Below are 20,869 nucleotides of genomic sequence, written 5' to 3'. Positions count from 1 at the left end.
TTGAAGGACGATAAGGGCGAAAGACGGACGCCCGGGACATCTGGCGAGGACGCGCTTCGCGCTTTTGCCCTGATATAACGATCCCAACTGTGTTGGTCGACCATGCGCCTGCGGATAGCCCACACCACCACCTATCGCTACGAGCCGGCGGCCTCGGGCGTGATCCAGATCCTGCGCATGACGCCGGGCAGCCATGACGGCCAATATGTCGCGGATTGGCAGATCGACGTCTCGACCGATTCCCGGCTCGACACCCATGAGGACGCTTTCGGCAACGTTACCCATGTGCTGACCCACGGCTCGATCAGCGACCTCACCATCCATTGCGAAGGCCTGGTCGAGACCCAGGACACCGGCGGCGTGCTGCGCGGCAGCGACGAGCGGTTTCCGCCGAGCCTGTTCCTGCGGCCCACGCCGCTGACCGACCTCAACCCGGCCATGACCGCCTCCGTGCGCGAGCTGCGCGCCGAGGCCGGCGCCGACGTGCTCGGCTTCCTGCACGCGCTGATGGTGCAGATCTACGAGCACATGACGTTTGACGAGGATCCGACCAACAGCGCCACCTCGGCCTCCGAGGCGTTCGCGCTGAAGCGCGGCGTCTGCCAGGATTACGCGCATATCCTGATCGCGTGCGCACGCGCCGGCGGCGTGCCGGCGCGGTTCGTCTCCGGCCACTTCCTGCGCTCCGACGGCATGGTCAACCAGCAGGCCGGTCATGCCTGGGCCGAGGCGTTCGTGCCCAATCTCGGCTGGGTCGGCTTCGACGCCGCCAACGGCATCTGCACCACCGACGCCCATGCCCGCGTCGCGATCGGCCTCGACTATCTCGGCGCCGCCCCGGTCCGCGGCACCCGCTATGGCGGCGGCAGCGAGACGCTGACAGTCGCGGTCAAGGTCGATCAGGCCGGGCGCCCCGGACAGTGGCAGAGCCAGACGCAGTCGTAGACTGCCTCCTCGCCATCGTCATTCCGGGGCTCGCGAAGCGAGAGACCGGAATCCATCGCGCCCCCGGCTGTGCGGAGAAATGGATTCCGGGCTCGCGCCAAGAGGCGCGCCCTCAGGTGCGCAATTGCGCACCGGGGAATGACGATGGTGATATGATCGCGGCTCCAATCCGAACCAGCGAGACAAGCCATGGCAACCGTAAAACTGCTTTCCGATGACGAACTCTCGCCGGAAGCACGCGCTGTGTTCGAGGATATCCGCACGATTCGGAAGTCGGACTTCGTCAACAATTTCTGGCGCGCGCTCGCGCATGATCCCAAGACGCTGCGGCGGACCTGGGAGAGCATCAAGGAGGTGATGGCACCGGGCGCGCTCGATCCAAAGGTCAAGGAGATGCTTTACGTTGCAGTCTCGGTGGCCCATGGCTGCAGCTACTGCATTCACTCGCACACCGCGAGCGCCCGTGCCAAGGGCATGACCGAGGCAGAATATCTGGAAATGCTCGCGATCGTCGGCATGGCCGCCGAGACCAACCGGCTGGTCACGGCGCTCGGCGTGCCGGTGGACGAGGCGTTCCTCGTCGATGCGCGGGATGCGTAGGGTGAGCAGGGCGCACAGCGCCGCCTGCTCGCTCCTGGAGCGGTTCTGCGTCCCAGGTTCTGCTATTTGGTGTTCGAGCCGCGACGATGCAATACTAGGAGCTTGTCTGGATAGTCGCTGTTCAAATCTGGTCGGGTCTGATTCAACATTGGGCGATGAGCAAGTATTTTCGGCCTTGGAACATCGATCAGACGCTGCTTCTGCCGCCGAATGTGCAGGACTTCGTGCCGAAAGGCCATGTCTCGCGGTTTATGGTTGATCTGGTGCGGGAGAGCCTCGATCTCAGGGAGATCATGGGCAGCTATGTGAGCGGGCTTGGGCAGCCGCCGTTTGATCCGCGGATGATGGTGGCGCTGCTGCTGCATAGCTATGCGAGTGGGCTGTATTCGTCGCGTCGGATTGCCAAGGCCTGCCGGGAGCGGAACGATTTTGTGATGATCGTGGCGCTGGATGCGCCGGATTTTCGGACGATCAGCGACTTTCGCAAGCGACATTTGAAGGCGCTCGGCGCGCTATTCGTGCAGGTTCTGAAGTTGTGCGAGACGGCCGGGCTGGTCAAGCTCGGTCATGTCGCGCTGGATGGTACGAAGATCAAGGCGAACGCGTCGAAACACAAGGCGATGAGTTATGAGCGCATGAAGAAGCGCGAGGCGGAATTGAAGGCCGAGGTCGCTCGCATGCTGGCGGCCGCCGAGGCGGCGGATGCCTCGGAGGATGAGACTTTCGGCAACAGCGACGAACTGCCGGACTGGACCGTCGACAAGCAGAAACGGCTGGCGAAGATCCAGCAAGCGATGGCGGCGCTGGAAGCGGACGCCAAACTGGCGGCGGAGGAAGAGCGCCGCATCGAGGCCGAAAAGGAACAGCAGCGCCAGGCCGAAGGCCGCAAGAAGCCGGGCAAACCGGCGGCGCTGCCATCGGAGGAACCCAATCCCAAGGCGCAACGCAACTTCACCGATCCGGAAAGCCGCATCATGAAGTCGAAGGATGGCTTCGTTCAGGCCTATAATGCCCAGGCGGCCGTCGATGCACATGCCCAGATCATTGTCGCGCAAGAACTGACCCAGCACGGCAGCGATCAGGGCCAGTTGGTGCCCCTGATCGAGGCCATCGAGAGCAATCTTGGCCGCAAGCCGCGGCAGGCCTCAGCGGATTCCGGCTACTGCAGCGAAGCCAATCTCGAAGCGCTCGACACACGCAGCATCGATGGCTATGTCGCGCCCGGACGCGCCAAGCACCCGACAGTAGCGAACGGAAAAGTCGGCGGCCCGCTGACACAGGCCATGCGAAAGAAGATCGACGATGGCGGCTTCGAAACACCCTACCGATTGCGAAAGCAAGTGGTGGAGCCGGTGTTCGGCCAGATCAAACAGGCAAGAGGCTTCCGCCAGTTCCTGTTGCGGGGCATCGAGAAAGTGCGCGCCGAGTGGACAATGATCTGCACCGTCCATAACCTCCTCAAGCTGTTCAACCTCGCAAACGCAGCCTGAGCCTGCTACTCTACAACAAATGCCCGTCACGAAAACATATCTGGACGGGCTCCTAGGCCAGCTCGCTTTTGGCGCCTGCGTCGGCGGCCGGATCGCTGGGATCGATCGAAGGGATCCGTGGAAACAGCGCCGCGATAGCGGTATAAGAGAGCATGGCAAATGGTCAGGTTGTCCTCGTAACAACTGAGCCGTTGGACGGCGGCCCGCCTATTCGCTCGGTCTTCTTCGTGGCTGAAGGAGATGCGGCAAAGGCCACGGCAATTATTGCGGAAATGATGGCCCCGAATGAAAGGGTCGAAGCGTGGGGCCAGCTTCCCGAAGCAGCTGTCAAAGCGCTCGGATTGAAACCGGGTGATTACACCCACACCTGACTTACACCAGATGGCAGCCCGGCACGCGAAGGCTTTCTGCGGCTCTTATGCGTGCGCAGAGGTGTGACCTCGACGCAGCGTCTCTCCTACGCGAATTCCAGGTGATCGCCGAACCCCGTCACGGCGTTTGCGATCACAACGCGGGGAGCCGTCTTTCTCCAGCAAATGACATGGCGTAATCTGCAGCGAGCTGCTCTTTGAGACGGGACGGGCCGACGTCGCCGTCGGATGGAACAGGCAGCGGTCAGGCCGTCGGCAGGCATCGCAGTCTGAAAGCAGCGCCTGCCTTATGGGGCGTTCCCTCAACTTCAACAAGAAGCACGTTGGCCTGCCGCGCGCGGCAGACAAGGGCAGTGCGTAACCCTTGGAGGACGACATGGCGACATTCATAGTGAGGATCGACTGGACCGACCAGGGAATTCGTAATGTCAAGGAAGCGCCCAAGCGCAGCCGAGCAGCGAAAGAACTCGCCAAGACTCTCGGTGTCGAGATCAAGGAGGTCTATCTCACCTCCGGCGAGCATGACATCCTTCTCCTCGCCGAAGCGCCTCTCGGCGACAACATCACGAAACTCGCGCTCGCACTCAGTTCTCAGGGAAACATACGGACCTGCACCTCACGGGCCTGGCCCGAGGCCGAGTGGACCAAGCTGATATCCGAGCTTCCGTAGCGGCTTCGGATGTCCGGTCGAGCTCTGCGCGGCCTGATTGACGGGTGCCGTCACTATGTGACACCCGGCGATCGGCGCGAGCACTCAGCGTCTGCGCAGGGCGACTCACGTCGTCGCCAGCGGGGCAGCACGCATTATTTGTCCAGCCAGACGTCCTCGAAGCGCAGATTGTTGTACTGGCTGTTGTCGTGCGGGCGAAAGTTCCTAACGTAGGGCTGCCAGCAATTGCCGGCCGATGAGTGCAGGATCACCGGCCGCGCGGCGTCTTCGACCAGCACGCGCTCGATGTCGAACACGATCTTGCGGCGCTTGTCCTTGTCGACCTCGCGCGATTGCGCGGCCAGCAACTTGTCGACCTCGGCATTGCAATACTGGGTGTAGTTGCGCTCCGAGTTGCAGGAGTAGCTCTCGACCAGGTTGCCGTCGGGATCGTCGACGCTGACGCCGGTGACATTGAGGCCGATCGTGTAATCCTTGCGCTGCAGCCGCGAGTACCAGCGCGGCGTATCCAGGATGTCGAGCTCGGCGACGATATAGATATTCTTGAGCTGGTCGGCGAGGATCACGGCCGGGTCGCGATAGGTCGGCAGATTGCGGGTCTGGATATTGATCGAGAGCGGCTTGGCGTCGCTGTAGCCGAGCTTCTGCATGATCGCCTGCGCGTCCGCGAGGTTCTTCTCGGTGTCGGGACCGTAGCCCATCAGCGTCGACAGCACGTCTGCCGGCATGCCCCACTCGCCTTCGGGCTTGGCCTGCATCGCCCCGCCGAGCCGACCGGTGCTCTCGGACAGGATGCTGTTGAACGCCTTGCGGTCGAGTGCCAGCGACATCGCCTTGCGGATCTCGGGATTGTCGAACGGCGGATTGACGCGGTTGACCAAGAGATTGATCTGCAGATTGGTCGAGGTCATCTCGCAGATCGCGTTCGGCGCCCGCGCCTTGACGTCCTTCATCAGGGGAATGCTGACGTCGGACGGAAAGGTGATGTCATAGTCGCTGGTCGCGTATGCCAGCATGCGCGTGGCCCGGCTGTCGATCGATCGCACCGTGATCTCGTCGAGATACGGCCGGTCCTTCTTGACGTAATCGGGGTTGCGGACGAGACGGATTGAGTCTCCACGCCGGAATTCGACAAACTTGAACGGCCCGGTGCCGACGGGCTTGGGTGCGCATCACCTGCTGCGGCACATGGCAGGGATAGACCACCGAGAAGGCACTGGCGAGCAGCGCCAGCAGGCCGGGCTGCGGCTCGGTCAGCTCGAAGGTCGCATCGTCGCCGTTGACGCTGACATCCCTGAGCTTCGTGTACCAGACCTTGCGTGGGTTACGCTTGAAGTCCTGGGTCTCCGCCTTGCCGATCAGCATCCGCCAGGTGCATTGCACATCCTTCGCCGTGAACGGCTGGCCATCGTGCCACTTCACGCCGTGATGCAGCTTGAAAGTGAGCTTTGTGTTGGTCGAATCCCACGACCAGCTGTCGGCGAGATCAGGGATCACGGTGTCGATCGATTCGTGCACCTTGGCGGGATCGAACACCACGAGGTTGTTGAAGACTGCCGCGAAAGGCATCACCGAGGCGATGGTCGACTCTTCAAGCAGCGAGGTCGAGGGCGGATTGTCGTTGTGATAGAGCCGCAAGGTGCCGCCCTTCTTCTGCGCCGATGCCGGGCTCGCAGCCATTGCCACGATCCCCAAGGCCACGATGCCTGCGGCCAGTTTGAACGACATTCTCGTCTCCCGGAATTTCTTGTTGTTGTCGGTTGCAGGCAGTCGAGCACAACGCCAGGAGCCTCGCAATGACAGGGGATGCCGATCATTGCCGGCTGCGCGCGGCGCAGAACGAGGTTGGCGCCCGGGCATCTCCGAACGGCCTGCGGGCGGAACAGCCCCATACGGGCCATTCGCCGCGGCAGGCCACCCGCCCCTTTTTGACCGGTCGCCGCATGTCCCGCGGCGGGGAATTGGGGTTGGATGCGACCTCGAAATTGGCTACTAGTTCTGCGCCGAGAAATTCGGATCGTTGGGGACTGGAAATGACCTATTGCTGCGGAATTCTGGTGCGAGACGGCCTCGTCATGATCGCCGATACCCGCACCAATGCCGGCCTCGACAATGTCTCGACCTTCCGCAAGCTGCACATCTTCTCAAAACCCGGCGAGCGCATCATGGCGATCGCCAGCGCCGGCAATCTGGCGATCAGCCAGTCGGTGCTGTCGACCCTGACCGAGGGCATGGAAGATCCGCACACCGGCGAGCTCGAGACGCTGATGAACGCGCCGACCATGTTCCAGGCTGCGCAGCGGATCGGCCGCGCCATCCGCTCGGTGCACGCCACCGAGGGCGACGCGCTGCGCTCCGAGGATATCTCCTTCGACGTGTCGTTCCTGTTCGGCGGCCAGATCAAGGGCTCGCGGATGCGCCTGTTCATGGTCTACACCGCCGGCAACTTCATCGAGTGCACCACCGACACGCCCTATTTGCAGATCGGCGAGCACAAATACGGCAAGCCGGTGCTCGACCGCGCCATGCATTACGACGTCGAGCTCTACGAGGCGCTGAAGACCGGGCTGATCTCGATGGATTCGACGATGCGCTCCAACCTCGGCGTCGGCCTGCCGATCGACGTGCTGGTGGTGCGCACCGACGCCTGCGAGGCCGACCTCAACCACCGCATCGAGGCCGGCGAGCCCTATTTCCACGACCTGCGCTCGCGCTGGTCGGCGGCGCTGCGCGCGGCGCACCAGAACATTCCACGCCCACCCTACAAGAACGAAACCGAAGCAAAAACCAAATAAGAGGAAACTCGGATGACTGAGGCAACCAGCAAGATCGCACTCGTCACCGGCGCCGGCACCGGCGTCGGACGCGCGGCATCGCTCGCCTTGATGAACGCAGGCTACACCGTGGTGCTCGCCGGGCGCCGCATCGAGATGCTGGAAGAGACCAGCAAGCTCGGCCCCGCCGGCAAGAGCCTGTGCGTGTCGGCCGACATGGCCAATCCGGCCGCGATCGCGGCGCTGTTCGACAAGGTGAAGGCGACCTACGGCCGGCTCGACGTTCTCTTCAACAACGCCGGCATGGGCGCACCACCGGTGAATTTCGAGGATCTGCCGCTCGAGCAGTGGCAGGCCGTGGTCAACACCAATCTCACCGCGCCGTTCCTGTGCACCCAGCACGCCTTCCGCATCATGAAGGACCAGAAGCCGCGCGGCGGCCGCATCATCAACAACGGCTCGATCTCGGCACATGCGCCGCGACCGTTCTCGGCGGCCTACACCTCGACCAAGCACGCCATCACCGGCCTCACCAAGGCTTCCAACCTCGACGGCCGGATGTATGACATCGCGGTCGGCCAGGTCGATATCGGCAATGCCGCGACCCCGATGACCGACCGCATGGTCAACGGCCCCGGCGTGCTGCAGCCCGACGGCACCACCAAGCACGAGCCGCGCATGGACGCCAAGGCGGTCGGCGACGCCGTCGCCTACATGGCCGGCCTGCCGCTCGACGCCAACGTGCTGTTCATGACTGTCATGGCGACCAAGATGCCGTTCGTCGGCCGGGGCTGATCTTCTCCTTCCCCCGCTTGCGGCAAGACTATCACGACGGCATGGCCGGCCTTGTCCCGGCCATGCCGTCGCGTGGGGCGCGCTGCCAAAATATCGAAAACAACCCCATGCAAAGTAGCCGTCGGCTGCCGGCCTTCGGCACGGCAACTTGACACGTCGGGCAAATCAGCGGCACTCTTCCATTATTCCGAAATCGTGCAGGGAGTCTCCACGAGGACGGTCAGGGACGGCTCGCGGAGAGTCCCCCTCATCCGGATCGCATTTCGCTTCGCTGCATGCGCTTCAATCTCTCCCGCAAGCGGGGCGAGGTATGAAGGCCCCTACTCCAGCTTCTCCACATCCCGCAGCGTCGGAAACAGCTTCATCCAGAGCAGCGCGACCGCAACGGTGGCGACGCCGCCGAGCACGGCGGACGGCACCGCGCCGAGCAGTGCCGCGGTGACGCCGCTCTCGAACTGGCCGAGCTGGTTCGACGCATTGATGAACAGGAAATTGACCGCGCCGACGCGGCCGCGCATCTCGTCGGGGGTCGCAAGCTGCACCAGCGAGAAGCGGATCACGACGCTGATCGTATCGGCGGCGCCGAGCACTGCGAGCGCCAGCGCCGACATCCACATCCAGTGCGATAGCGCGAACACCACCGTCGCCACGCCGAACACGATCACCGCCTGGAACATGCGCATGCCGACGCGGCGGTTGATGGTGTGCCGCGCCAGCACCATCGTCATCAACAGCGCACCGACCGCAGGTGCGGCGCGCAGGATGCCGAGGCCGAGCGGGCCGGTCTGCAGGATGTCGCGCGCATAGATCGGCAGCAGCGCGGTGACGCCGCCGAACAGTACCGCGAACAAATCGAGCGAGATGGTACCGAGGATCGCCGGATTGCTGCGCACGAAGGTGACGCCGGCAAACAGGTCGTCCGACGATCCGCCGTTCTTCGGCGCCGCCTGCTGCAGCCGGCCGATGCCGCCGGTGAGCAGCGCGCCGAACAGCCAGAACACCATCATCACCGCATAAGGCGCGCTCGGCATCAGCGCATAGGCGAAGCCGCCGAGCGCGGGTCCGGTGATGGTCGCGACCTGGGCCGCGCCGCTCGAGATCGCGGTCGCCCGCTGCAGCGAGCCCTGCGGCGCGATCAGCGGCAGCAGCGCGGCGGTCGCCGGGCTCTCGAACGCGCCGGCAATGCCGAGCACGAAGGTCGCAGCGAAGATCTGGATCTCGGAGATGGTGCCGGCGAAGGTGCTTCCGGCGAGAAACAGTGCGGTCAGCGCTTCCGCGATCTGGCAGGCCTGCACCACGCGCTTGCGCTCGAAGCGGTCTGCGGCGTGGCCGGCGACGAACACCAGCAGTGCCGTCGGCAGGAACTGCACCAGTCCGACCATGCCGAGGTCGAACGCGCTGCCGGTCAGCTCATAGATTTGCCAGCCGATCGCGACCGCGCCGATCTGGCTCGAGAATCGCGACAGGCTGCGCGACGACAAAAAGAACAGGAACGGTCTGTGGCCGAGCAGATCGCGGGCGCCGGCCGGCGTGGCGGTGAGCATGGATGATTGCGTGGCTGAGCCCCTGCAACTTGTCAATGGAGACGAGGTAAGAGCTATTCCGTTCCGATAAGATCGGAACGGGCTCTAGATTCTTGCTTTGACGCGTTTTCTTCATGCGAACCGGTGTCCACTTCGCTTGAAAACGCTCTTAGAGCGCCGAGCGCGAGGGGCCGTAGCGAGGTCAGATCCTCTCCGCTGGCGGCCCTTCACGTCTCAAAAGAACGCGCGGGAAAGTACCCAAGATCATTTGAATGCGAGCGGCGGCCGCACGTGTGGCTGATGTCTCTTCTAGCCGGAGCGATAGAGCGCGTCCCGGGTTAGTAGGTCATGTTTAGCCCGTCCTATTCGTGAGAGTGCTTTTTTTAGTCCGATTGATGTGGCCGCACATCTGCTCTGACGAGGCGCGCGGGATTGCCTTCGGCTTTTCACCGCCAGACGACCGGTACTTTGCAACGCGCTTGAGGTGTAGGTTGGGCGAACGGGGGGCGGACGCCCCGCCGGTCAAGGACCGAGCGGCAGCAGCGCGCCTGGCAAGCCGCGGATCAGGTCGGCTTCGGGACATGCCGCGGCAAACGCAAGGCGAATGCGGCTCGTGGTCTCGACGACACGGGCAGCGAGTTTCAAGAGACGAAGACGCAGCGTCGCGAACTCGGCTGTGGCCAATTCCCGGGCTTTGGGAATCGCGTCGCGCACGGTCAGCATCAGCCAATAAGCGGCGGTGTGGAGAACGAGGCGGACTTGATTGGCGAGCGCCGAACGGCAGCTGGTGCGATCGGAGGCGAGCTGTGTCTTATGCAGCTTGATCAGATTCTCGGCTTGGCCGCGTGCGCAATACAGGCTGTCGTAGATCCACTCGGCCGAGCCGACATCGAGGCTGGTGACGACGAAACGGATGTCGAGGCCGAGCATCGTCGCCTCAATACGGGCGACGGTACGCCGTTCGCGATCCCAGGACTTGGCCTTGTGGCGCGTCTCGGTATAGCCACGCAGAACCGGCAGGTTCTCGATGGCGCGTCGCGTGCGGATGTCGTCGGCGGCCTCGTCGAGTTTTCTGGCGAGCGGCTTGGTGCCGGACAGACCGAAGATGTAGTCGATGCCGTTGGTCTCGCACCACGCCATTGCCTCCGGCCGGGCATAGTGCCCGTCGCCACGGAACGTAATTCGCCTGTTGTGCCACCGCGTCCGGATATGCCGTATCAGGCGGCGCAGATGGGCACGCACCTCGACGCCGCCCGGCGTCTTGCCGGGCCGCAACACGACCGCCACGGGCCGGCTCTTCTCCGTGTCGTAGACGTGGATCGGCAGGAAGCAGCGTTCGTCATAATGAGCGTTGAACAGCGAGAGCTGCTGATGGCCGTGGACGACATCGCAGGTATCATCGATGTCGAGCGTGACGGATGCCGGCTCGCGCGGGTAGCTATCCATCCATGCGTCGACCAAAGTGTAGGTCAGTCGGATCACGTCGCGCAGGCGCGGAGCATTCTCCAGCCGCGACAGCGTCGGTTGGGAACACAGATCGCGACCCGTGTCCGGCAGCCGTCCGCAGGCCAGCTTGAATGCGGGATCGGACCGCAGATGATCGAGGTCGTCGGCGTCCTCGTAGCCGCAGCAGATCGCGAACATGCGCGCGCGGAACATATCGACAAGGCTGTGCACGACCCGCGTCGGATCGCGCCGATCCGGGAACACCCGGGCCAAATTGTCGGCCAAGCCGAGACGCCGCTCGGCCATCGCCAGAAGCATCACGCCCCCGTTCGAGGTCAGCCGACCGCCATCGAAGGCAGCTGTGACTTTCTTGGCGTGAACGGCTGGAAACGAGAAGGGCAGAATCGTATCATCGGTCATGGCGGGCCTGGCGTTCGCGGTTGAGGTGATGGGGTTGGCTTTGCAACCGAATCCTACGCCGCATCAGCGCTTTACACCACGCTCGCCAGCCTCTCAGGCGCACTCTGACGAATAAGACGGGTTAGCACAGCGGACACGTGAACATCACCCGCGACGCTCCGCTCACAGCCGAGGGCGCGGCGCAGGCGCGGGGATAGGTGGGCCGGCGCGTCGCGGACCGCTAAAACGCCAACCGCTGTAGCACGGAAGCCACGAAAAGGATGCCACCTTCGTTCGGCTGTCCCTGAGCGGCGCCGTTGACGGGCGCCAAGGAATTGATGTTTTTGTCCGCGTCGGAGACGGCCAGTGTGCCGGTGAGAACCTCAGCGCGGTCGCCAGGCTTGAGCGCCACACCGGCGAGGCAGCCGAGAATATCGTCGAGGGAAACCTCGTTCGAGAACTTCAGGGCTCCGACCTGGATGCAGTTGACTGGCGTACCCAAGGTATTCGTAAACTTCACAGGTTTAGAAGTGAGAAAGTTTTCGCTGTTGCCGTCGGGATCGGTCAGCTCCAGCCTGAAGCTAAATATGCTATCCGCATTCGTCTGTAGTTTGAGGCTGAACTTCCAGACGCGGTCCGTCGGTTTGGGCGCGGGCGGCGGAGGCGTCGGACGGGGAGGCGTCGGAGGCGGAGGCGTCGGAGGGGGAGGCGTCGGACCGGGAGGCGTCGGACCGGGATTCGGGCCTTTTCCGGCCATTGCCTTGTCGAGTGCAGCGATGGTCTGGATGCCGACGACACGGTCCGGAACTGTCTGGCCAGGGCCGAGGATCGGCTTGGGACGATGAGCGCTCTTGAAAGCGAACACCGCCTTCGCCGTCGACTCTCCGTAAACGCCGGCCGCATCGGAGATGGTGAAACCCAGCGACCGCAGCGCGGTCTGGATTCGCCCGACCGCGTCCTCCGTGCCGGGAAAATTCGGCGTCTTGTCCTTGAAGATATTAAACTGATGATTGACGGCGCAGTCGGCTAGACGCTTTTTGCCCGGACCTTCCTTTGTGAACAGTTCGGATGAGAGCGGCATGATGCTGTCCTCCGGCGTCGCGAGCGGATGCAAGGTCGCCGATCGTCGCCTGTAACACACGTCTGGCTTCCTGTCCTTGCGGTATGGTTGCGCACAGCGCCGCCATCGAGTTCGGCTGGCAGGGAAACGACGAAATGGAGCCAGCCGAAGGTGACGGTTGGGCCGAACTAAAGGATGACGGCTCACTCGAACGGGAGATCTGCCTCCTCAACGGCGACGACATCGCACTCATCGCACGTCGAGCAAAGACTTCTTCACCAGCCTGCCAAGCGCGCAACAGCATTGCGCTGCGCGAGGCCCCTGCCATAATCCCGCGCGGGTTCCTGGGGGCATCATGCTGCAGTTGCAATCGGCGTTCGGCGTGGTGGCGTTGCTCGTGATCGCCTGGGCGTTGAGCGAGAATCGGAGCGTCGTGTCGCTGCGGCAGGCAGCGATCGGGCTCATCGTCACGGTCGCGACCGCACTGGTGCTGATCAAGGTGCCGCTGGTGACGCAAGCCTTCGGCGCGATCAACGATGCCGTCGGCACCATCGCGGCGGCGACGCGCGCCGGCACCGCCTTCGTGTTCGGTTATGTCGGCGGCGGTTCGGCGCCGTTCGATCCCAAGACGCCGGGTTCGGATTTCATCCTCGCCTTCCAGGCGCTGCCGATCGTGCTCGTCATGAGCGTGCTGACGACGCTGTTGTTCTATTGGCGCGTGCTGCCGCCGGTGGTGCGCGGCATGGCCTGGCTGCTGGAGCGTACGCTCGGCGTCGGCGGCGCGGTCGGGCTCTCGACCGCCGCTAATATCTTCCTCGGCATGGTGGAAGCGCCGCTCTTCATCCGCCCCTATCTGGCGCAACTCAGCCGCAGCGAATTGTTTCTGGTGATGACCGGCGGCATGGCCGGGATCGCCGGCACCGTGCTGGTGCTGTATGCGACGCTGCTCGCACCGCTGATCCCTGACGCGGCCGCGCATTTCGTCATTGCCTCGGTGCTGGGCGCGCCGGCCGCAATTTTAGTCAGCCTGATCATGGTGCCGGAAACGTCTGACAGGCACACCGGCGGATCGCTCGATGAGCCCGATGTCCAGGTGTCATCGACAATGGACGCCATCGTGAAGGGCACCGCCGCCGGCCTCGAGCTCCTGATGAACATCATCGCGATGCTGCTGGTGCTGGTCGCGCTGGTCTATCTCGCGAACGCGATCATCGGCCTGCTGCCGGAGGTCGGCGGCGCGAAGATCTCGCTGCAACGCTTGCTCGGTTACGTCATGGCGCCCGTGTGCTGGCTGATCTGCCGTGGCCGCAGGCGATCACGGCAGGAAGCCTGATGGGCACCAAGACCGTGCTGAACGAGCTGATCGCCTATGTCGACCTGTCGAAGCTCGGTCCCGACGCGCTCGATCCGCGCTCGCGGCTGATCATGCTATACGCGATGTGCGGTTTCGCCAACTTCGCGAGCCTCGGCATCATGATCGGCGGCCTCGGCATCATGGCACCCGAGCGGCGCGACGAGATCAACGCGCTCGGGCTGAAGTCGATCGTCTCGGGCACGCTGACGACGTGCCTGATGGGGGCGATTGTCGGGATGATGACACAGCCGTAGCCCGGATGAAGCGAAGCGCAATCCGGGGCCATGCTGATCGTTTGCGCGAATCCCGGATTTCGCTTCGCTCCATCCGGGCTACAAGACCGATGGCCGCCACTTACAAAATCGTCATGCCCGGGCACAGCCGTCCGAAGGACGGCGTCGCTTCCGCTCGCCTATGACCCGGGCATCCATCGCTCGTGAAAGACTCTTGCGAAGCAGGATGGATGGCCGGGTCAAGCCCGGCCATGACAGGCGAGGCCTACGCCTTCAACTCCACCGTCTTGAATTCGGCCGGCAGGATCACCTCCAGCAGTTCGACGTCGTCTGAGTAATCCAGGATCATGTGCCGGATGCGCGGCGGCTGGGTCCAGGCGCTGCCCTGCTGCATCAGCGTCTCGCCCTCGCCTTCCATGTAGGTTTTCACCCAGCCCTTGAGCACATAGACCATCTGGAAGTCGACGTCGTGGAAGTGCAGCTTCGACACCTCGTCGGGATTGCACGGCCCCTGCAGCCGGATGACGTGCGCCTGGGCGAGGCCATGCGAGGCGGCGGCGATGCCGAGGTCGCGGTACTTGGCGTAGGTGCGCAGCCCATCGGCCTTGAAGTCCTCTTCGCGGTGATGGCTGATGGCGACGCGCTGCTTCGGCCGTGCCTTGCTCGCCGCCTTTGTTGCAGTCTTTGTCGCGGTCTTGGGCGCGCTCTTCTTCGCCGCCGGGACGCGGCCCTTGGACTTGATGGTCTTGCGCGCGGACGACTTGGCGCCGGCTCCGAGCCCCGTCCATTTCTTCTTTACCGCGGTCTTGGCTGCGGATCGTGATGCCGTCTTCTTGGCCATTGTTCGCCTCCCGTCTTTTTCTGACGGTGAGAGGCTAACACAAGTCGCGCGGCGCTGGTGGGCAAAGGCGCAAGCTGCGCCCTGCCCGCAAGCTCCAAGTCCAAGGCCTATGTCAATGCAGCCGGAACACGCCGTCGACGGCGCGCAATTCGGCCGGCTTGACCAGCTTGGAATGCGCCACCGTCACCGAGAACAGCGGGCCCTCGAGCTTCGCCTGCCAGAAGGCGAGGAAATCCTGCAGCACCGGAAATCTCGGAAACAGGTCGTAGTTCTGCCAGACATAGGTTTGCAGCAACGAGCGATGATCCGGCATCCGATAGAGGATTTGCGCCGTCGTCAGCCCGTACCCCAGCAACTGCTTCCGGAAATCGTCGGAAGCAACCCCACCAACTCGCGAGACCATGCCAACCTCCTGTGACGGAGCGCATTCACCTGGCGGCCGGATCCCAACCGGACCACCGGCAATGGATGCGCTCACATGAGAGAAATGTGACGCACGCGACTAACCAATCTCAAGCCCAAATGTTTAATAGGTTGTTGAAATTTCTTGCGTTGGCAGCAGCTTACCGCATCTGCTAATAGCCTCGGCGACCCCGCGGGCCGGCATTAAGGATGCCGAAATGATCGTGGCAGCCGTCATTCGCGAGTGCCAATTTTTCTGCTAGAGGCACTTGCCCGCCGCCCAGGCTTGGCCTATCTCCTGCGCAGCTGGCTTGGCACTCGCCGGGCTGGACTGCTAACACTCCAAAAATCTACAGCATCCACAAAAGTTTAGGAGGACTGCATGAAATTCCGTCCGCTTCACGACCGCGTCGTGGTCAAGCGTATCGACGCCGAAGAGAAGACTGCTGGCGGCATCATCATTCCGGACAGTGCCAAGGAAAAGCCCTCCCAGGGCGAAATCATCGCCGTTGGCCCGGGTGGCCGCGACGAGGCTGGCAAGCTGATCCCGATCGACATCAAGGTCGGCGACCGCGTCCTGTTCGGCAAGTGGTCCGGCACCGAGGTCAAGATCGACGGTGAAGACCTGCTGATCATGAAGGAAAGCGACATCATGGGCGTCCTCGACGTCCCCGCTTCCAAGAAGAAGGCGGCCTAAGCGCCTCCTCTCTCCCGAAGATTCCTCCAGGGTAAAACCATTCCAAGGAAAAATTCAGATGGCAGCTAAAGAAGTCAAATTCGGCGTTGATGCGCGTGACAAGATGCTTCGCGGCGTCGACATCCTCGCTAACGCCGTCAAGGTGACGCTCGGCCCCAAGGGCCGCAACGTCGTGCTCGAGAAGTCGTTCGGCGCTCCCCGCATCACCAAGGACGGCGTCACCGTCGCCAAGGAGATCGAGCTCGAGGACAAGTTCGAGAACATGGGCGCGCAGATGGTGCGCGAAGTCGCCTCCAAGTCCGCTGACGCGGCCGGCGACGGCACCACCACCGCAACCGTGCTCGCGGCTGCGATCGTTCGTGAAGGCGCCAAGTCGGTTGCCGCCGGCATGAACCCGATGGACCTGAAGCGCGGCATCGACCTGGCTGTGGAAGCCGTTGTCGCTGACCTCGTCAAGAACTCCAAGAAGGTCACCTCCAACGAGGAGATCGCTCAGGTCGGCACCATCTCGGCCAACGGCGATGCCGAGATCGGCAAGTTCCTCTCCGACGCCATGAAGAAGGTCGGCAACGAGGGCGTGATCACGGTCGAGGAAGCCAAGTCGCTCGAGACCGAGCTCGACGTCGTCGAGGGCATGCAGTTCGACCGCGGCTATATCTCGCCCTACTTCGTCACCAACGCAGACAAGATGCGCGTTGAGATGGACGACGCCTACATCCTCATCAACGAGAAGAAGCTCTCCTCGCTGAACGAGTTGCTGCCGCTGCTCGAGGCCGTGGTGCAGACCGGCAAGCCGCTGATCATCGTTGCTGAAGACGTCGAAGGCGAAGCCCTCGCCACCCTCGTCGTCAACCGCCTGCGCGGCGGCCTGAAGGTCGCGGCCGTCAAGGCTCCAGGCTTCGGCGATCGCCGTAAGGCCATGCTGCAGGACATCGCGATCCTGACCGGCGGCCAGGCCATCTCGGAAGACCTCGGCATCAAGCTCGAGAACGTCACGCTCGCCATGCTCGGTCGCGCCAAGAAGGTGATGATCGACAAGGAGAACACCACGATCGTCAACGGCGCCGGCAAGAAGGCCGACATCGACGCCCGCGTTGCCCAGATCAAGGCGCAGATCGAGGAGACCACCTCGGACTACGACCGTGAGAAGCTGCAGGAGCGTCTCGCCAAGCTCGCAGGCGGCGTCGCGGTGATCCGCGTCGGCGGCGCGACCGAGGTCGAGGTGAAGGAGCGCAAGGATCGCGTTGATGACGCGATGCATGCGACCCGCGCGGCTGTCGAGGAAGGCATCGTCCCGGGCGGCGGCGTCGCCCTGCTCCGTGCCTCCGAGCAGCTCAAGGGCCTGCGCACCAAGAACGACGACCAGAAGACCGGCGTCGAGATCGTGCGCAAGGCGCTGTCGGCTCCGGCTCGCCAGATCGCGATCAACGCCGGTGAAGACGGTTCGGTCATCGTCGGCAAGATCCTGGAGAACAAGGCCTACAATTACGGCTTCGACTCCCAGACCGGCGACTATGCCGACCTCGTCAAGAAGGGCATCATCGACCCGACCAAGGTCGTCCGCACCGCGATCCAGAACGCTGCCTCGGTTGCCGCGCTGCTGATCACCACGGAAGCGATGGTTGCCGAGCTGCCGAAGAAGAACGCCGGCGGCCCCGCGATGCCTCCGGGCGGCGGCATGGGCGGCATGGACTTCTAAGTCCAGCCTCTCAGGGCACTGCAAGACATGCGAAACCCCGGCAGCGATGCCGGGGTTTTGTTTTATCTCCACCGACGTCCGTCAGGATGCACGAGGACGACGGACCGGCCAATCCATCTGACTGAGCAGTTCGTCGGCCTCCTTGATCTCGGCGAGATTCTGCCCCGCATCGAAGCGGGCGCGCGCCGGGGCAAGCACCTCCGGCACCGCATCCACCCGGCCATTGCCGGCGCATAGACGTGCAAGTCCCAGCGCGCTGCGCAGCTCGAAGGTCTTGGTCTGTTGCCCTCGGGCAATCTCGAGGGCGCGGTGGAACGCATCCTCGGCGCCGGAAATGTCAGGGGTGTCGCGACGCGACAGCAGCTCACCCCGCACGCGGCATAGCTCGGCATCCAGCCAGTGCTGCCCGGACTGCTCGGTCGCGTCGATCAGCTCATTGATGATGTCGAGCCCCGCCTCAACATGCCCGGCCTTTGCACTCGCCACGGCAATCTGCAATCCCCAGAACGGCTCACAGAGGTAGCAGTCGTTCTCGTGAAGCAACGTCCAGCCACGCTGCATCTCCGCGAGACCTGCCGCCCGGTCGCCAGCGCGCCACTTCGCCAGACCATTGAGATAGGTGCCGGCGGCAACATACAGCGGCATCGTGTGGTCTTGCGCCAGACCCAGGGCAAGGATCGTCTCGGTCTGCCGCAACCTGCTGCCGCACAGCCCGTCGAAAACCGCCTTGTGAACCAGCGCATTGGCACGGGCGAGCGCGCGCTGCTCCCCGGCGACGCTCACCGCTGCGCCCGCGAGCTGCCGGGCTCGATCGATCTCGCCAAGCGGCCAAAGCACCAAGGCCAGAAATCTCATGATGACGAACGGCAGGTCGAGCGTCGACGCCTTGAAGGTTGCCGGATCCGGCTCGGTCGTATAGGCCGCAAACGCCTGCTCGAGATGGATGCGGGCGTTGAGGTAATCGCCCGCGAACCAGGAGGTCACCCCGCTGCTCCATCGCGCGACGATCGTCGCCACCGGCGATTCCGGATGCCGTTCCGCCGCGCCCATGATCGCCTCCTCCAACTCCCGCATCGGCGCGAGCTCGCCGTGGGTCAAGCAGGCGTTGAAAAGGCCCGACTGGATCGGCGCCAGTTCGATTGGATCATCGATACCAGAGGCGAACTGCCGGGCGCGTGTCCAAGCGGCCACCGTCTCGGGGGCGCTGTGCCCAAGACTGCCTCGCAGCGCGCGGCCGTACGCTATTTGCAGATGGAGCCGGCCGATCATCCGACCCGGCTCGTCGGGCAGTTCATCGGCGATTGCGACCGCCTTGCCGAGATGTGCGATCGCCTCGCAATAGGCCGAGCGCTTCAGCGCCTGCTGACCCGCCTTGCGCCACCACGCCAGCGCGGTGTCGCCGAGCCCTGCTTCGGTGAAATGGTACGCAACGACTTCCGGCTCGATCTCGGCGATCTCGGCAAACTTGTCGCGCAGCACGTCGCCAATATGCTTGTGGAGCAATTGCCGGCGGCTCTTGAGCAAGCTCTCGTAAGCCGCTTCCTGAACCAACGCATGCTTGAAGCTGTAGCTTGCATCCGGCGGCGTGCCCCGGCGCAACAGCAACTCGGCCTCTTCGAGCTGGGCAAGCGCCGCGCCAAGGGTCAGATCATCGCGCCCGGCCACGCTGCGCAGCAGCGCATATGAGAACTCGCGGCCGATCGCTGCACCGATCTGCGCCACCTCCTTGACCGGCGCCAGCCGGTCGAGCCGGGCCATCAGCGAGTCCTGCAGCGTCGCCGGGATCGCAAGCGGCGGCAGTGGATTGTCGAGGCGATAGCGCCCGGCATTCTCGACGAGCAGCCCCGACTCCATGATCATCTTGGTCAGTTCCTCGACGAACAGCGGGACGCCGTCCGTCCGCTCGATGATCTGCGTCATCATTTCGCCGGGCAGCAACCGACCGACGGTCACCTGCTCGATCAGCGCGCGCGTGTCCTGCCGGTCGAGGCGATCGAGCCGCAGCAGGCTGACATTTGCGAGCCCAGCCCACGGCGGCTCGAACTCGGGCCTGAACGTCATGAGCATGAGGATCGGCAGCCCTCTGATCCGGTCGACCGCGAGGTCGAGCAGTTCGAGCGATGTGGCGTCCGCCCAATGCACGTCTTCGCAGACGACAAGCACCGGCTGCTGCCTGGCGAGGCCCTCGAGCTGGTCGAGCAGCGCTGCGAATGTCTGCCGCCGCTGCTGCGCCGGGATGAGGTCGAGCGGCGGATAGCGGTCGCCGGTTGGAATCGACAGCAGCGCCGCGATCAGCGGCGTCACGCTGGCCACCTGCTGCGTCCCGAGCGCCAGCATGGCTTCGAGCTTGTCCAGCTTCTGCTCCGGCAGATCTTCCGACCTGATGCCGGCGGCGCGCTCGAGCTGGGCGGCGAAGGGATGCAGCGCGCTGTTGGTGTGATAGGGCGAGCATTGATACCGCACACGGCGATGCGTCCCGGGCGGGAGGCTGTCGGAGAGCATCGCCACGATGCGCGACTTGCCGATGCCCGCTTCGCCCAATATCAGCACGGCCTGCCCTTGGCCCTGCCACGCCAGTTGCTGGCGCGACAGCGCAAATTCGATCTCCGCCTTGCGGCCGACGAAGCCGATCGAGCGCGCGGTGCGCACCGCCTCGAAACGGCTTTCCGATGCCAGTTCGCCTTCGACAGCCCACACCGCGATCGGCTCGGCGATGCCCTTGACCTCGCGGCGACCGAGGTTGCGAAGCGTGAACAGATTGCCGAGCAGCCGGCGTGTCGAGGCAGCCACGACGACCACACCAGGCTCCGCCAAGCCCTGCAGCCGTGCGGCGATGTTCGGCGCATCGCCGACCAACGCCTGCTCCTCCGACGCGCCGCCGGAGACGAGGTCGCCGACCACGACGAGCCCGCTTGCGATCGCGACCCGTACCGCGACTCCCTCGTTCGCGCGGATCTCGAGCCCGCCGATTGCGGTGATGACGTCGAGGCCGGCGCGCACCGCGCGCTCCGCGTCATCCTCGTGGGCACGGGGATAGCCGAAATAAGCGAGGATTCCATCGCCGATAAATCTGGCAACGACGCCATCGTATGTCGCGATCACCCGCGCACAGGCCGCGCGATAGGCGCGGATCACTTCCCACATGTCCTCGGGATCGAGACGCGCCGACAAGGCCGTCGAGCCGACCAGGTCGCAGAACATCACGGTAAGGTGGCGGCGCTCGGCATCGTGCGGTGAAACCGGCGCGGCGATCAGTTCGGCTTGAGTGAAATCGGCGATCGCACGCAGCATCTTGCGGCGATGGCCGAGCAGGACCCCGAGCCTGTCGAAGTCTTCATCCGTCAACTCGGGAAGAACATCGACGTCGATCCCGTTCTCGGCAAAACGCAGCGCGTATTGCCCAAGCCCCAGCTTCTCGAGCCATTCCGCAATCTGTTGCATTGGCACCACCGACGGGTTGACGGCTGGCCGAATTCCGGACCACGGAGAGCGCACGTTATCGCAATCTGTCCGGAGTGGCACCTTCTGTTTGCGGAAGTTCGCACGGAGCAGGACATGCGAATTGTGCCA

At 63.9% G+C, this 20,869-nt stretch carries 16 protein-coding genes and 2 pseudogenes; 10 read left to right on the top strand and 8 right to left on the bottom strand.

The features are described 5' to 3' along the window. Nucleotides 1-102 precede the first annotated feature (102 nt). From HAP54_RS29030 to HAP54_RS29010, 5 genes are all read left to right on the top strand, one after another. Entirely contained in the window at nt 103-945 is an 843-nt protein-coding gene (locus tag HAP54_RS29030; protein WP_166306288.1) for a transglutaminase family protein, read from the top strand. Nucleotides 946-1,134: 189 nt separating this feature from the next. Beyond that, nucleotides 1,135-1,545 carry a carboxymuconolactone decarboxylase family protein gene (locus HAP54_RS29025; protein WP_166306285.1) on the top strand — a complete coding sequence of 137 codons (411 nt, stop codon included), beginning with the start codon at nt 1,135-1,137 and terminating at the stop codon, nt 1,543-1,545. A 155-nt stretch (nt 1,546-1,700) separates the two neighbouring features. Then, complete coding sequence (locus HAP54_RS29020) at nt 1,701-3,035, top strand: IS1182 family transposase (protein WP_166202952.1); 1,335 nt, start codon at nt 1,701-1,703, stop codon at nt 3,033-3,035. A 152-nt stretch (nt 3,036-3,187) separates the two neighbouring features. Beyond that, complete coding sequence (locus HAP54_RS29015; RefSeq protein WP_166306282.1) at nt 3,188-3,406, top strand: hypothetical protein; 219 nt, start codon at nt 3,188-3,190, stop codon at nt 3,404-3,406. A 376-nt stretch (nt 3,407-3,782) separates the two neighbouring features. Then, nucleotides 3,783-4,076: a GYD domain-containing protein gene (locus HAP54_RS29010; protein WP_029081559.1), complete on the top strand. Its 294-nt coding sequence runs from the start codon at nt 3,783-3,785 to the stop codon at nt 4,074-4,076. A 134-nt stretch (nt 4,077-4,210) separates the two neighbouring features. On the opposite strand, the gene HAP54_RS29005 is transcribed toward HAP54_RS29010, so the two are convergent. Both HAP54_RS29005 and HAP54_RS29000 read right to left on the bottom strand, forming a co-directional pair. Continuing rightward, nucleotides 4,211-5,185, bottom strand: a complete 975-nt coding sequence (locus tag HAP54_RS29005) for an ABC transporter substrate-binding protein (protein WP_312022847.1) — start codon at nt 5,183-5,185, stop codon at nt 4,211-4,213. 148 nt (nt 5,186-5,333) lie between these two features. After that, nucleotides 5,334-5,645, bottom strand: a pseudogene (locus tag HAP54_RS29000) (ABC transporter substrate-binding protein); the annotation flags it as partial. 464 nt (nt 5,646-6,109) lie between these two features. On the opposite strand from HAP54_RS29000, the gene HAP54_RS28995 reads away from it, so the two are divergent. Beyond that, nucleotides 6,110-6,871, top strand: coding sequence for a proteasome-type protease (locus tag HAP54_RS28995; protein ID WP_166306279.1), 762 nt, complete (start codon nt 6,110-6,112; stop codon nt 6,869-6,871). Nucleotides 6,872-6,883: 12 nt separating this feature from the next. Next, nucleotides 6,884-7,645, top strand: a complete 762-nt coding sequence (locus HAP54_RS28990; RefSeq protein WP_166306276.1) for an SDR family oxidoreductase — start codon at nt 6,884-6,886, stop codon at nt 7,643-7,645. A 320-nt stretch (nt 7,646-7,965) separates the two neighbouring features. Here HAP54_RS28990 and HAP54_RS28985 read toward each other — a convergent pair whose 3' ends face one another. The 3 genes from HAP54_RS28985 to HAP54_RS28975 all read right to left on the bottom strand — a co-directional run bounded on the left by HAP54_RS28985 (nt 7,966) and on the right by HAP54_RS28975 (nt 12,094). Beyond that, nucleotides 7,966-9,189 carry an MFS transporter gene (locus HAP54_RS28985; protein WP_166306273.1) on the bottom strand — a complete coding sequence of 408 codons (1,224 nt, stop codon included), beginning with the start codon at nt 9,187-9,189 and terminating at the stop codon, nt 7,966-7,968. Between the two features lie 501 nt (nt 9,190-9,690). Beyond that, nucleotides 9,691-11,034 (bottom strand): IS1380-like element ISBdi2 family transposase, encoded by a 1,344-nt coding sequence (locus HAP54_RS28980; RefSeq protein ID WP_166306270.1) that lies wholly within the window; start codon nt 11,032-11,034, stop codon nt 9,691-9,693. Between the two features lie 220 nt (nt 11,035-11,254). Beyond that, entirely contained in the window at nt 11,255-12,094 is an 840-nt protein-coding gene (locus HAP54_RS28975) for a peptidoglycan-binding domain-containing protein (protein ID WP_175619501.1), read from the bottom strand. Nucleotides 12,095-12,428: 334 nt separating this feature from the next. On the opposite strand from HAP54_RS28975, the pseudogene HAP54_RS28970 reads away from it, so the two are divergent. Next, nucleotides 12,429-13,681: pseudogene (locus HAP54_RS28970) on the top strand (NupC/NupG family nucleoside CNT transporter). A gap of 244 nt (nt 13,682-13,925) precedes the next feature. Here the strand turns inward: HAP54_RS28970 and HAP54_RS28965 are convergent. Both HAP54_RS28965 and HAP54_RS28960 read right to left on the bottom strand, forming a co-directional pair. Further along, complete coding sequence (locus tag HAP54_RS28965; RefSeq protein ID WP_166306267.1) at nt 13,926-14,501, bottom strand: cupin domain-containing protein; 576 nt, start codon at nt 14,499-14,501, stop codon at nt 13,926-13,928. A gap of 112 nt (nt 14,502-14,613) precedes the next feature. Further along, nucleotides 14,614-14,904 carry an usg protein gene (locus HAP54_RS28960; protein WP_166306264.1) on the bottom strand — a complete coding sequence of 97 codons (291 nt, stop codon included), beginning with the start codon at nt 14,902-14,904 and terminating at the stop codon, nt 14,614-14,616. A 381-nt stretch (nt 14,905-15,285) separates the two neighbouring features. Here HAP54_RS28960 and groES point away from each other — a divergent pair, with 381 nt between their 5' ends. Together groES and groL are read left to right on the top strand one after the other, a co-directional pair. After that, nucleotides 15,286-15,600, top strand: a complete 315-nt coding sequence (groES, locus tag HAP54_RS28955) for a co-chaperone GroES (protein ID WP_029081568.1) — start codon at nt 15,286-15,288, stop codon at nt 15,598-15,600. Between the two features lie 58 nt (nt 15,601-15,658). After that, complete coding sequence (groL, locus tag HAP54_RS28950; RefSeq protein WP_029081569.1) at nt 15,659-17,299, top strand: chaperonin GroEL; 1,641 nt, start codon at nt 15,659-15,661, stop codon at nt 17,297-17,299. A gap of 81 nt (nt 17,300-17,380) precedes the next feature. Here groL and HAP54_RS28945 read toward each other — a convergent pair whose 3' ends face one another. Then, the gene (locus tag HAP54_RS28945; protein ID WP_166306261.1) at nt 17,381-20,740 is read right to left on the bottom strand and encodes an adenylate/guanylate cyclase domain-containing protein; all 3,360 of its coding nucleotides are present in this window, start codon (nt 20,738-20,740) and stop codon (nt 17,381-17,383) included. Between the last annotated feature and the right edge of the window lie 129 nt (nt 20,741-20,869).

It is taken from the genome of Bradyrhizobium sp. 2S1 (genome assembly GCF_011516625.5).
Classification (GTDB): Bacteria; Pseudomonadota; Alphaproteobacteria; order Rhizobiales; family Xanthobacteraceae; genus Bradyrhizobium; species Bradyrhizobium septentrionale.
This window is presented reverse-complemented; position numbering and strand designations above follow the sequence as displayed.

What these genes read in the sequence shown, in the direction of transcription:
- groES (WP_029081568.1), top strand. Translation starts at nt 15,286, where the DNA reads ATGAAATTCCGTCCGCTTCACGACCGCGTCGTGGTCAAGCGTATCGAC.
- HAP54_RS28995 (WP_166306279.1), top strand. Translation starts at nt 6,110, where the DNA reads ATGACCTATTGCTGCGGAATTCTGGTGCGAGACGGCCTCGTCATGATC.
- HAP54_RS28965 (WP_166306267.1), bottom strand. Translation starts at nt 14,501, where the DNA reads ATGGCCAAGAAGACGGCATCACGATCCGCAGCCAAGACCGCGGTAAAG.
- HAP54_RS28960 (WP_166306264.1), bottom strand. Translation starts at nt 14,904, where the DNA reads ATGGTCTCGCGAGTTGGTGGGGTTGCTTCCGACGATTTCCGGAAGCAG.
- HAP54_RS29015 (WP_166306282.1), top strand. Translation starts at nt 3,188, where the DNA reads ATGGCAAATGGTCAGGTTGTCCTCGTAACAACTGAGCCGTTGGACGGC.
- HAP54_RS28990 (WP_166306276.1), top strand. Translation starts at nt 6,884, where the DNA reads ATGACTGAGGCAACCAGCAAGATCGCACTCGTCACCGGCGCCGGCACC.
- HAP54_RS28985 (WP_166306273.1), bottom strand. Translation starts at nt 9,189, where the DNA reads ATGCTCACCGCCACGCCGGCCGGCGCCCGCGATCTGCTCGGCCACAGA.
- HAP54_RS28975 (WP_175619501.1), bottom strand. Translation starts at nt 12,094, where the DNA reads ATGCCGCTCTCATCCGAACTGTTCACAAAGGAAGGTCCGGGCAAAAAG.
- HAP54_RS29010 (WP_029081559.1), top strand. Translation starts at nt 3,783, where the DNA reads ATGGCGACATTCATAGTGAGGATCGACTGGACCGACCAGGGAATTCGT.
- groL (WP_029081569.1), top strand. Translation starts at nt 15,659, where the DNA reads ATGGCAGCTAAAGAAGTCAAATTCGGCGTTGATGCGCGTGACAAGATG.
- HAP54_RS28945 (WP_166306261.1), bottom strand. Translation starts at nt 20,740, where the DNA reads ATGCAACAGATTGCGGAATGGCTCGAGAAGCTGGGGCTTGGGCAATAC.
- HAP54_RS29030 (WP_166306288.1), top strand. Translation starts at nt 103, where the DNA reads ATGCGCCTGCGGATAGCCCACACCACCACCTATCGCTACGAGCCGGCG.
- HAP54_RS29025 (WP_166306285.1), top strand. Translation starts at nt 1,135, where the DNA reads ATGGCAACCGTAAAACTGCTTTCCGATGACGAACTCTCGCCGGAAGCA.
- HAP54_RS28980 (WP_166306270.1), bottom strand. Translation starts at nt 11,034, where the DNA reads ATGACCGATGATACGATTCTGCCCTTCTCGTTTCCAGCCGTTCACGCC.
- HAP54_RS29020 (WP_166202952.1), top strand. Translation starts at nt 1,701, where the DNA reads ATGAGCAAGTATTTTCGGCCTTGGAACATCGATCAGACGCTGCTTCTG.